11 protein-coding genes and 1 pseudogene are annotated in these 10569 nt (G+C 57.5%); 8 read left to right on the top strand and 4 right to left on the bottom strand.

The features are described 5' to 3' along the window. The first annotated feature begins 369 nt into the window (after positions 1-369). Genes ACH2EH_RS16950 through ACH2EH_RS16975 form a run of 6 tightly spaced genes read left to right on the top strand, consistent with a single transcriptional unit; the run spans position 370 to position 4726 of the window. Entirely contained in the window at positions 370-1437 is a 1068-nt protein-coding gene (locus ACH2EH_RS16950) for a DUF1611 domain-containing protein (RefSeq protein WP_395143405.1), read from the top strand. After that, positions 1434-2627 carry a tyrosine--tRNA ligase gene (gene tyrS / locus ACH2EH_RS16955; protein WP_395143407.1) on the top strand — a complete coding sequence of 398 codons (1194 nt, stop codon included), beginning with the start codon at positions 1434-1436 and terminating at the stop codon, positions 2625-2627. The genes ACH2EH_RS16950 and tyrS overlap by 4 nt, the downstream gene beginning before the upstream one ends. A gap of 3 nt (positions 2628-2630) precedes the next feature. Continuing rightward, positions 2631-3044, top strand: a complete 414-nt coding sequence (locus ACH2EH_RS16960; protein ID WP_395143409.1) for an element excision factor XisH family protein — start codon at positions 2631-2633, stop codon at positions 3042-3044. Continuing rightward, positions 3032-3373: a XisI protein gene (locus tag ACH2EH_RS16965; protein ID WP_395143410.1), complete on the top strand. Its 342-nt coding sequence runs from the start codon at positions 3032-3034 to the stop codon at positions 3371-3373. The genes ACH2EH_RS16960 and ACH2EH_RS16965 overlap by 13 nt, the downstream gene beginning before the upstream one ends. Then, positions 3360-3803 carry a hypothetical protein gene (locus ACH2EH_RS16970; RefSeq protein ID WP_395143412.1) on the top strand — a complete coding sequence of 148 codons (444 nt, stop codon included), beginning with the start codon at positions 3360-3362 and terminating at the stop codon, positions 3801-3803. Before ACH2EH_RS16965 ends, ACH2EH_RS16970 begins: the two co-directional genes overlap by 14 nt. Beyond that, complete coding sequence (locus tag ACH2EH_RS16975; RefSeq protein ID WP_395143414.1) at positions 3800-4726, top strand: RimK family alpha-L-glutamate ligase; 927 nt, start codon at positions 3800-3802, stop codon at positions 4724-4726. The genes ACH2EH_RS16970 and ACH2EH_RS16975 overlap by 4 nt, the downstream gene beginning before the upstream one ends. A gap of 81 nt (positions 4727-4807) precedes the next feature. Here ACH2EH_RS16975 and ACH2EH_RS16980 read toward each other — a convergent pair whose 3' ends face one another. Continuing rightward, a complete protein-coding gene (locus ACH2EH_RS16980; protein ID WP_395143415.1) occupies positions 4808-5776 on the bottom strand; it encodes an aldo/keto reductase in 969 nt (322 codons plus the stop codon). 37 nt (positions 5777-5813) lie between these two features. Here ACH2EH_RS16980 and ACH2EH_RS16985 point away from each other — a divergent pair, with 37 nt between their 5' ends. Continuing rightward, positions 5814-8000 carry a regulator gene (locus tag ACH2EH_RS16985; protein WP_395143417.1) on the top strand — a complete coding sequence of 729 codons (2187 nt, stop codon included), beginning with the start codon at positions 5814-5816 and terminating at the stop codon, positions 7998-8000. A gap of 417 nt (positions 8001-8417) precedes the next feature. Here the strand turns inward: ACH2EH_RS16985 and ACH2EH_RS16990 are convergent, their stop codons facing one another. Together ACH2EH_RS16990 and ACH2EH_RS16995 are read right to left on the bottom strand one after the other, a co-directional pair. After that, positions 8418-8786: a clan AA aspartic protease gene (locus tag ACH2EH_RS16990; RefSeq protein ID WP_395143418.1), complete on the bottom strand. Its 369-nt coding sequence runs from the start codon at positions 8784-8786 to the stop codon at positions 8418-8420. Further along, positions 8783-9034 carry a hypothetical protein gene (locus ACH2EH_RS16995; RefSeq protein ID WP_395143420.1) on the bottom strand — a complete coding sequence of 84 codons (252 nt, stop codon included), beginning with the start codon at positions 9032-9034 and terminating at the stop codon, positions 8783-8785. The genes ACH2EH_RS16990 and ACH2EH_RS16995 overlap by 4 nt, the downstream gene beginning before the upstream one ends. A 47-nt stretch (positions 9035-9081) precedes the next feature. Between ACH2EH_RS16995 and ACH2EH_RS17000 the strand changes: the two genes are divergently transcribed. Next, a complete protein-coding gene (locus tag ACH2EH_RS17000; protein ID WP_395143422.1) occupies positions 9082-10341 on the top strand; it encodes a mandelate racemase/muconate lactonizing enzyme family protein in 1260 nt (419 codons plus the stop codon). Here the strand turns inward: ACH2EH_RS17000 and ACH2EH_RS17005 are convergent. Continuing rightward, positions 10338-10569 (bottom strand): annotated as a pseudogene (locus ACH2EH_RS17005) (hypothetical protein); the annotation flags it as partial. The gene ACH2EH_RS17000 and the pseudogene ACH2EH_RS17005 sit on opposite strands and share 4 nt — an antisense overlap.

The raw sequence follows: 10569 nt of genomic DNA on the forward strand, positions 1-10569 counted from the left end.
CGACTCGCGGACTTGTAGGCCAGCGAGCTGACGGCCACTTCAACATTGAAGCGCACTGCCAGCGCTCCGGTACTGGGCGCTGCATGAACCACACGAAAGCGGGCATTCTCCTGAGTGGCTCCACTACAGCCCGTGAGCAGTCCGAGAGCCCCCCCTGCCATCAGAATCAAAGCGCGACGATTTACTTTTATCACTAAACTACTCCTCTGTACACTATTCCCAATATTTTACCTTAGCTTATCCCTGAAAAACCTAGTAAAAAAAACAGTAATACTATACAATTCATCATTCTAAATGCTATGTTTCAATAAATAGCAAACACTCTATCTTCGCACTCAAAAATAATTCGCCTTGTGGTAAGCTACCTCTATGCAGCTTTCATCGAACCGGAAACTCGCACTTCTGATGCACAATGCCGTTCTCGGCACATCAGGGAAGATGGGCTTTGGCCTGCTCCGCTACTCCGATTCACAGGTTACTTGTGTGATTGATCAAGTGACGGCGGGCCAGGATTTAACTGCGCTCACCGGCATCTCCCGCCCGACTCCGGTGCCCATTGTTGCCACGATCGCAGAAGCGCTCGCGCTCGGAGCAGATACGCTGGTGCCCGCGATTGCGCCCGCCGGAGGAATACTCCCAAGCGACTGGCGAGAGGAAGTAGTCCAAGGCCTGCGCGGCGGGATGTCGCTGGTCAATGGCCTGCACGAGCGCATGGCAGAAGCAACGGACTTTCGGGATGCACTAACGCTAAATGCCTTTATCTGGGACGTCCGCCAGGAGCCGCCAGGGCTTCCCAATGGCCTCGGTCGGGCGCAGGAGCTTTCCGCAAGGCGCGTCCTCACGGTCGGCACGGACATGGCGATTGGTAAGATGACTGCCAGCCTAGAGCTCCACAGAGCCGCGCAACAGCGCAGTATCCCCAGCGCCTTTGTTGCCACGGGGCAGATCGGTATCTGCATCAGCGGTGCGGGGATAGCTCTGGATGCCGTACGCGTAGACTTCGCATCGGGTGGTGTCGAGTGGGCTGTTCTGGAGGCAGGAAAAAGCAACCCCGAGCTGATCTGGATCGAGGGCCAGGGTTCTGTTCTGCACCCCGCCTCGACCGCGTGGCTGCCACTGATCCGTGGCTCGATGCCGACACAGCTCATTCTCTGTCACCGGGCCGGGCAGGAGTCCGTGATGCGTGCGGCGTGGGTGAAGATTCCGCCGCTACGCGCTGTCGCCGCTCTCTATGAGGCCGTCTGTGCAGGAGCAGGAGCCCTCCCTGGGGCGCGTGTGGTCGGGATTGCCCTCAACTGCGCCCACCTTACCGATGACGAGGCCCGCGCGGCGTGTGCACAGACCGAAGCGCAAACCGGCCTTCCCACACAAGATGTCGTGCGTTTCGGCGGCGAAAAACTCCTGGAGGCAGTTCTCTGCGATAAAATGCCTTCGTGACAATTGAAGAGCAAGTGCAACTACTCGCGCGCGGCGCGAGCCTTATCGTCCCTGAGAACGGCCTGAAGGCCAAGCTGGAGAAGTCCGCCAAGACGGGAAAACCGCTGGTCGTCAAGCTCGGCCTCGACCCAACCGCTCCCGACATTCACCTGGGTTTTGCCGTGGTCTTGCGCAAGATGCGTCAGTTCCAGGATCTGGGCCACCGCGTGACTATTATCATTGGCGACTACACCACACTAATTGGTGACCCGTCGGGGCGCTCGGCGACTCGTCCGATGTTGACCAGCGAGCAGATCGCCCAGAACGCGGCCACCTACGTGGATCAGCTCGCCGTGATCCTAGACAAAGAGAAAACAGACGTTAGATTTAACTCGGAGTGGCTTGGGAAGCTCTCGTTCGCGGACTTAGTCAAGCTCACCAGCAAGATCACGGTCGCGCAGGTGCTCACCCGTGAGGACTTCAAGAAGCGCTGGGATGCCAATCAGCCTATCTCGCTGCATGAGCTTCTCTACCCGCTCGCACAAGGCTACGACTCAGTAGCGATCCAGGCAGATGTGGAGATGGGCGGGCTGGACCAGACCTTCAATATCCTCACGGGCCGCGAGCTCCAGAGCGACCCGGAGATTGCCCAGGACCCACAGATCGGGTTCTTCATGCCGCTTTTGGTTGGTCTCGATGGCATCAAGAAAATGAGCAAGAGCCTCGGCAACTACATCGCCATCGCCGAGCCCCCTCTCTCCCAATATAGTAAAGTCATGAGCCTAGGCGATGCGCAAATGTCCATGTACTTCCTGCTCTGCACCGATGTCCCCACCGCAGAGTCTGCGGAGATTCTCAAAGCCCAAAACCCGATGGAGGCCAAGCACCGCCTCGCCCGTGAGATAGTCGCAATCTACCATGGCACCGACGAAGCCGCTGCCGCCAGCGACGAGTGGAAGCGCATCCACTCCGCCCGGCAGTTTCCCTCAGACGCGCCCGAGCTTACCGTCCCCGAGAACCCAATAAACATCGTCGCTCTCGTCCGACACGCAGGTTTCGCTCCCAGCAACGGCGAGGCGCGGCGCTTAGTGGAGCAAGGCGGTGTCAAAATCAACAGCGAAAAGCTCTCCGATCCGGCGGCAAGTATCACCATCACGGACGGCGACGAGTTACAGGTCGGCAAGAAAAACTTCGCTCGACTGAGGCTCTAACCCATGCCTGCACGAGACCTCTATCATAACGCTGTTGTCACTGCCCTCCGCAAAGATGGTTGGACAATCACACACGACCCGTTTCGCCTCACGGTAGGCAAGCGCGATATGTACGTGGATCTTGGTGCCGAACGCATCTTAACAGCGGAGCGTGGAAGTGATAAGATCGCAGTAGAGGTCAAGACATTTGGTGGCCCTTCGCCATTAAATGAGTTACATGAGGCGGTCGGTCAGTACCGTGTCTATCGGGCAGTGCTAAAGCGCCAGTACCCAGAGTACCGACTCTTGCTTGCTATCCCCGACAATCGTGCTGATATTTTCGAGGAACCACTGGGCGAGATTGTTCTGGAAGAAGAAGCCCTCTCTTTGTTTCTTTTTAATCCCGAGTCACAGGAGATTGTCAGATGGTTGCCTTAGATAAAAAACGTCGGATCATAAAAGAGGTTCTGGGCTACTACGCCTCAATACCCTACTCCACCCCCGATGCACAGCTAACCCCACTCGCTGTTTTTGATGAGCACAATGACCATTATTTGCTGGTAACAATCGGCTGGCAAGCACGTCACCGCTATCACAACACGGTAGTGCATTTAGACATCATTGATGGCAAAATCTGGCTACAAAAAGACAATACTGATGCAGTGATTGCCGAGCGTCTCGTCGAAGCGGGCATTCCGCGCACCGAGATCGTCCTTGGATTCCAACCCGAAAATGTCCGTCCCTACACCGACTATGCCGCCGCGTGAATCGGCCTTATGGCGTGAAGTCCTTGTCTATGAGTTCAGTGGAGAGGAGAGATATTTTTTGCTGGAGCTTCGCCTCGGCACCTGGGATATCAAAGCCTTTGCGCGTCTGATAGTCGCCATGCGCAAGTGCGCCGAAACCCATGAATCCAACTACGATGTGGGTTCTTCCGAAACAGTGGAGCGTTGGATCGCCGATGGTTTCTGGCTTGTCCATCAGTTCGCGGCTGTGGACTCGACTAGGTTTCCAGGAATACTAAGCCAGGAATACTACGATAAAGCCTACGCCTACCTGAGCGATCTTGTCTCCTGGTTCTTCTCGGGCCACTTTCCCTACACAATCCGTACTGCCATTGAAAAGCAAGAAACGTATTTGCTTTGCTATCCAAATGAGGAACAGACGGTACAATTGTCACTGGGAGAACTGTCATGAAGAAAATTGGGGTTTTGTATGGCCGGGAGAACACGTTTCCCGGCGCGTTAGTGGCAAAGATCAACGAGTTGGGGGCGGGCAATTTTGAGGCGGAGAGCCTGAGTATTGGTGCGATCACGATGGAGCAGCTCTACGACTACCGGGTGATTATTGACCGCATCTCACAGGATGTTCCGTTCTACCGCGCCGTGCTTAAGCACGCGGTGATGCAAGGTGTCAACGTGATCAACAACCCATTCTGGTGGACTGCGGACGATAAATTTTTCAATTATGCGCTGGCGCATAAGATCGGAGTTGCCATCCCTAAGACGGCGCTCCTGCCCCACAAGCAGCACCCGCCCGATATTAATAGTCAGTCGCTGCGTAACTTGCTCTATCCGCTGAACTTTGAGGAGATCTTTGAGTACATCGGTTTCCCGGCGTTTCTGAAGCCCTACTCCGGCGGGGGCTGGAAGCATGTCTATAAAGTGCACTCGCGCGAGGAGTTCTTCTCGGCGTACGACCAGACAGGCGATCTATGCATGACTCTCCAATCCAATGTTGAGTTCACGGACTACTTCCGCTGCTACGTGATCGGCAAGAAAAACGTCCATATCATGCGCTACGACCCACGGCTCCCCCACGAGCGCCGCTACGTTTTAGACGGCCCGCCACTTGACCCCGCGATGCACGATCGCCTCACAAGCGACTGCCTCAAGATCTGCAACGCCCTGGGCTACGACATGAACACGGTGGAGTTCGCGGTTCAAGACGGCATTCCTTACGCCATTGACTTCCTCAATCCCGCTCCTGATGCCGACTACCACTCCGTTGGCCCGGAGAACTTCGCCTGGATTGTGAACGCGATGGCGGAGATGGCCATTGAAGAGGCCGGGAAGAAAATCAGCAAGCCCAAGGACTACCGCTGGTCGAAGTTTTTATAGGAAATGGACACTAGCACTTACTAGGTGACACGCTGGGGGCGCTGGCGCTTGCCCTCAGCGTGACGGTGGCTTGCTGGAAACTTACACGAGGGTCGCGCGGATAAAGTCCATGTCAGTGTCGCTCAGCTCGCGGTCTACGGCGGCAAGGTTGCACTTGACTTGGCGTTCGTTGCGGAAGCCCGGGATCACACAAGCGACGTTGTTGAGGTTGAGAATGTAGCGCTGCGCCACGGCAGAAAGATCCTCCATGGTGCCCCCAAAGCGGGCTTTTAGCTGCTCCAGCTTGGGTTTGAGCGCCTCGATAGCTTCCGTGCCAAATGCCTTGTTGCCAAGCCGATGATCGCCCGGCTCAAAAGTCGGGGGCTTGGTCGGGTCAAACTTATCCAGAAGCCGTCCCTGGGCAAGCGGCGAGAATGCCACAAACGTACAGCCGTACTCTGTCATCAGTTCTTGAAGATGCGCACCCGGACGCACAAATTGATCGTCGAGCGCATGTGCCCAGCTCTGAAGTGCAGCGGGCTTCACCACAGGAATGGCTTTCTCGAAGTCACCCGTGGAGTAGGCGCTCTGCCCCTTCACGCGCACTTTCCCCTCGGCGACCAGTGCATCGAGAGTCGCAGCGGCTTCTTCTAAGTGCGGTCCGAAGCTGCCATGATGGAAGTAATAAATATCAATGTACTCGCGCTGGAGATTGATCAAGCTCTGCTCGCACTGATGCCGAATGTGCGCGGGTTCGTAGGCATGCGCCGCCGTGCCGGGAAAGTGCCCGATTTTTGTGGCGATCACGACACTCTCACTCTTCACCCCGAGCTTCTTCAGCGCCCGTGCCAGCATCCGCTCGGCTTTGCCGTTGCCGTAGACATCAGCGTTGTCGAAGTGGTTTACTCCGGCATCGAGCGCCGTCCTGATCCCCGCGACAATCTCGTCCTCGTCCACATTCGCCCAGCCGTTGGGGTTTCCATTGACCCAGTTCAGGCCCCCCATCGTCCAGCAGCCTAAGCTGATCTCAGAAACTTCCAGGTCGGTTTTTCCAATTTTGCGGTACTTCATGGCAGGATTGTACCTCCTAAATCGCCAATAGCTTGCCATGCAAATTCCGATCACGGACACTCCCTACTGGCAAGACTGGCACGAGGCGGCTCCTCTCTCCAACGAGAAACAAAATGACGTTCGTGCGGTTGCCTTTGACAGCCAAGGACGGCTCTGGTGCGCAACAGGAGCAGGTGTTTTCTGGCGCGACGGCTCCACGTGGCGCACACCGATGATGGGATGGAACGCGAAGGGCGAGACGTTGGGCTCGTGCCACTGTCTGCTAGCGGAGCCAAACGGAACCCTCTGGATCGGAACCTGGCAGGGGCTGTTTTTCATCGAGGGAGAGAGCGCCGTCCGGTCTGAACCCGTTGGCCTCATCTGTGCACTTGCGCAAGCCAAAGATGGTACCCTCTACGCCTCCGGACCAACAGGTGTGTGGATTCGTCGTCCCAGTGATAGATGGAAGAAGATCAAGGGAGGCTGGCACCAGGCGATTCGTGCCGTTGCGCCCATGGACGCGAGCCATGTCTGGATCGGAACAGCAAGCGGTCTGTACCTACAAAATACCGAAAACGAAAAGCCAGCCCTGCGCTTCGGCACGCCCGACCAGCTTCTCAGTAGCAATATCTACTGCCTCACCCCCCTTTCTGATGGAACGGTTGCGATTGGCTCGACGGGCGGCGTGGATTTTTACCAGGGCACAAAACGCGTCAAATCCCTCGGTGTGGCGCAGGGCTTGCCCAACCGCCACGCACGGGCCATCGCCACGGACAAAGACAGGCGGCTCTGGATCGCAACCAAGCTGGGCGTGGCACGCTACGAGAGCAAGTCAAAGAAATTCAGCCTGCGCCACAGCCACCGCTGGCTGGCAAGCGACGACGCGCGTGCTGTAGCAATTGCTCCCGATGGTACGGCGTGGGTGGCGACGGCAGGCGGCGTGGATGCGATCCGGCGCAAGCGCCTTACCCTGGCCCAGAAGGCGGACTACTTCCTCGATGTTGTCCGTAAGCGGCATATCCGCCCACCGGGTCTGGTCGGGCCAGCGGTGCTCAAGAAGCGCGGCGATCTGTCGGAGAGCTTTATCGAGGATGATGACAACGACGGCGAGCACACGGGGATGTACATGGCCGTGGAGTCGCTACGCTACGCCGTGACCAAGAACCCGGAGGCCCGCGCCAATGCTCGTGCTGCGTTTAACGCCATGGTGCTCCTGCAGGAAGTGACTGGGACGCCGCACTTCATCGCCCGCTCAGTGCTTCCCGCCAACACGCCTCCGCTCCACGAAGTGGATCGGACGTTCACGCCCCAAGAGCTGGCGGAGAGGAAGCGCGATAATCCGCGCGAGAAGCCTATCGAGAAGCGCTGGGTCTTAAGCGGCGATGGCAAGTGGCTTTGGAAGCGTGACGCTAGCTCAGATGAGATAGACGGCCACCTCTACGGCTACGCGATGTACTACGACCTCGCCGCCGATGAGAGCGAAAAAAAGCGCGTCGCCGATCTAGTGGATCGGATCGTCGGGGGGATCGTGGATCATGGCTTCGTGCTCCAAGACATTGACGGAAAATCAACGCAGTGGGGCAACTGGTCGCCGGAGAGCCTAAATGGCGACCCGAATTGGAACGAGGAGCGCTTCGGCAACTCCACGGAGATTCTGGCGCACTTAGGCGTGGCCTACCACGTTACCCAAAAGCAAGAGTATAGGGACGCGGCGCAGCTTCTCATCACCCAGCACGGCTACGATAAAAACATGCGTCAGCTTGCCTACAAAACGCCGTCGGAGCGGACGCACATCAACGATGAGCTGCTGGGAATGGTTTTCCAGAATCTCTTTAACCATCTGATCTTCCCCCAGCTACGCCCCTATGCTCTGACTGCGATCCGCCAGTGGCACGCTACTTGTCGCCGTGATCACATCCCGTTTTATGACTTCGTCTACAACCAATTCTCCGGCCAGCGCGTCCCGCTGGAGCCCGCCGTCGAGACGCTCCGCGACTGGCCGCTGGACATGATCGAGTGGACGGTAGACAACCGCAGCCGTGAGGACATTCAGATCGAGCGCACGCCCGGCACCGATGACGACCGGCTCACGAAAATTCTGCCCCGCAGCGAGATGGGCCTCGTCATGTGGGATCAGGAGCCGTATAAAACCGTGATTGGCCGCAACGGCGAGCGCGAAGACAAACCCACCGACTGGCTCCTCGCCTACTGGATGGGCCGCTACTGGGGCCAGCTCGGGGACTAGATGGCCTAACCGAGGTGTTTCTCTTGCCCAACATCTAGGATTCCGTGAAGTCGTTGGTGTGCTAGGCTGGCTTCCTGAGGCAGAGAACCGGCTTCGGCGCAATATCTTACTGGGAACGGAACCCTCTCAATGGCATGCCCCACGAATTGATCTCTACTACGAGTCTCCTGTAGGATTGCCAGAACAGGGAACTATGATTGTTGGAGACTCTCTCATGTTAACTCTGACTGCCACGTGTCGTAGGGAAAAGAGCACCGTTCTCTGGACGGATTTTGCACGGGAGCCTTGTTACTGCGGGAAAAGATTTGATGCCTGCCCGCCGGACTGGAAGGACTTTCTTCCTGTTCCACCCCTCCGTTTCGAGGAGCGACAGTATCAGACAGCTCTGACAAAATTCCCAACAGAACGCTTATAAGTCTACAGACGTGGCTTGATTACCACACTCCCGCTATCCGTAAACTCAACGGTCAAATCACATTCTGCAAGTAATGCCGTGCCTAGCAGGGGGCGCTTTCCCATCGCAAGAACGGCGACTTCACATTCCTGACCATGCCAGAGAATTGTTGCGATATGTACCTTCACAGGAACTCCGGAATCATCCGCTAGGTTCGCCGTCAGCTCGGTTAAAAACGGAAGTCCCAGGGCGGCCACTGCTGATGCAGGCAGGGTTAGCTCGCCTGCAAATCCCGTATCAACAACAAACTCGATCCCCAGATTCGGTTTACCAACAAGCAGAAACGGAACCGTTAGACGTGCCTGGTACTTTGTAACGGTGCCCTGCATCATTTGGCGATCAAACTCAGCTCGCCTGCCCCCAAAGCAAACACAGCATCATAGCCGATACGCTCACACCAGAGACGCGCTTCTGGGTGCCGGGCACGGAGACGTTTACCAGCGCTCAGAAGCTCATCGGCGATCTCAAAATCATGGGAGTCAAGATCAATGGCGATAATCTTACCCAAGTTTTCCAGCGTCTCAACTTTTTGCCGTAGCTGGTCTTGGTAAAAAAGATGCCCTGGATGCGTATTTTCCATGGCACCATTTTATCGCATCACAAGAGCGAGTTAGGTAAACTCTTACCATGTCACTGAGGATTACCGAGATCGAGCGCATCACGCTCTGTGTGCCGTTTACGCCCCGCTGTGAAAAATGGAATGCCCGGGAAGTCTGGCAGTGGAAAGTGGTAGAAATCTGCCGGGTGGAGACCGACGCGGGCTTTGTGGGCTGGGGCGAGACGCTTCCCCACTACACCTGGGGCCGTGTGACCGATGAGTCCGTGGCGCGGGTGAAGGGGAAAAACCCGGCGGACTTTCTCGGCGATGACACGCTCGGGGCGGGCCTGCAGATGGCACTCTACGACGTGGTGGGAAAAGCCCTCGGCGTGCCTGTCTACAAATTGCTCAACCAGCCGATTGTCCGTCCCTGGTGCCCGATCTCCTGGTGGACAATTGACTTCCCGCCCGACGCACTCGCCGAGGAAGCCAAAGACGCGATGGCGGCGGGCTACGTGGCCTACAAAACGAAGGCGCGTCCGTGGTGGGATGTCTGGGCGCAGGTGGAGGCGCTCAGCGCCGCGTCGCCGGAGTACTTCAAAATAGACTTAGACTGGAACGAGTTTCTGCTCAACGCCAGCAACGCCGCGCCCGTCTTGCAATCGCTGGACACCTACGAGCGCGTCGCGCTGTATGAGTCCCCCATTCCGCACCGGGATTTGGAGGGGAATCGCCTGCTGCGGCAAAAAACGAACCGCCCGATTGCCCACCACTTCGGTGCCGTCCCGTTTTCCAGCGCCGCCCGCGAGGAGATCTGCGATGGCTTCGTGGTCGGTGGTGGCGTTTCGAGTATCCTACGACAAGGCGCACTGGCTGCCGCGTTTGAGAAGCCGTTCTTCTTGCAGATGGTCGGCACGGGCCTCACGACCGCGCTGAGTGCGCACCTCGGGGCCGTCCTGCCCTTTGCGCAGTGGCCCGCCGTGAACTGCCTCAACAACTTCGCCGACGATCTGCTCACCACGCCACTCGAAATCTCTGGCGGCTTTGTGCACGTCCCTGAAGCGCCCGGCCTGGGCATTGAGTTTGATGAGAGTACACTCACCAAGTACAAGATGGAGCCGCCCTACGAGATCCCCAAGGAGCGCCATATCCTCTCGGTGGTATGGCCCGGCGGACGGGTGGTGCACTACAACAATCTCAGGCAAGCCGCCTGGAACGATGGCTGGGCGGGCAATATCCCCGTTCAGGAGCGCGGCGTCACGATGGAAACCCGCCTCGATGATGGCTCCCAAGACTTCGCGGAGCTTTTTGCCAAGACCGAGCTCGGGCCGGTGCGAGATCGGCGCTAGCTGCCGTCCAGGGTTCCGTTGATGTAGGCTTGTGCCTTGCCCCAGACCAATTCACCGATCGTGCGCCCCATCTTGCGGCCCTCTATATCGGCGGTTTCGAAGTGGATGCCGCCATAGCGTCGGGACGCGCCTGCCTGATCCGCGATCTCCGAAAACGTCGTCCAGGTGGTTACGAGCGACTCAATCCGGGTGACCGCGCTTCGAGAGATGGAGGGCGAGTACACAAAC

Origin of the sequence: Armatimonas sp. (assembly GCF_043760365.1) — a bacterium.
Lineage (GTDB): Bacteria > Armatimonadota > Armatimonadia > Armatimonadales > Armatimonadaceae > Armatimonas.

Excerpts from the sequence above, each read along its gene's own strand:
- ACH2EH_RS16950 (WP_395143405.1), top strand. The coding sequence starts at position 370 with ATGCAGCTTTCATCGAACCGGAAACTCGCACTTCTGATGCACAATGCC.
- ACH2EH_RS16960 (WP_395143409.1), top strand. The coding sequence starts at position 2,631 with ATGCCTGCACGAGACCTCTATCATAACGCTGTTGTCACTGCCCTCCGC.
- ACH2EH_RS16965 (WP_395143410.1), top strand. The coding sequence starts at position 3,032 with ATGGTTGCCTTAGATAAAAAACGTCGGATCATAAAAGAGGTTCTGGGC.
- ACH2EH_RS16970 (WP_395143412.1), top strand. The coding sequence starts at position 3,360 with ATGCCGCCGCGTGAATCGGCCTTATGGCGTGAAGTCCTTGTCTATGAG.
- ACH2EH_RS16975 (WP_395143414.1), top strand. The coding sequence starts at position 3,800 with ATGAAGAAAATTGGGGTTTTGTATGGCCGGGAGAACACGTTTCCCGGC.
- ACH2EH_RS16980 (WP_395143415.1), bottom strand. The coding sequence starts at position 5,776 with ATGAAGTACCGCAAAATTGGAAAAACCGACCTGGAAGTTTCTGAGATC.
- ACH2EH_RS16985 (WP_395143417.1), top strand. The coding sequence starts at position 5,814 with ATGCAAATTCCGATCACGGACACTCCCTACTGGCAAGACTGGCACGAG.
- ACH2EH_RS16990 (WP_395143418.1), bottom strand. The coding sequence starts at position 8,786 with ATGATGCAGGGCACCGTTACAAAGTACCAGGCACGTCTAACGGTTCCG.
- ACH2EH_RS16995 (WP_395143420.1), bottom strand. The coding sequence starts at position 9,034 with ATGGAAAATACGCATCCAGGGCATCTTTTTTACCAAGACCAGCTACGG.
- ACH2EH_RS17000 (WP_395143422.1), top strand. The coding sequence starts at position 9,082 with ATGTCACTGAGGATTACCGAGATCGAGCGCATCACGCTCTGTGTGCCG.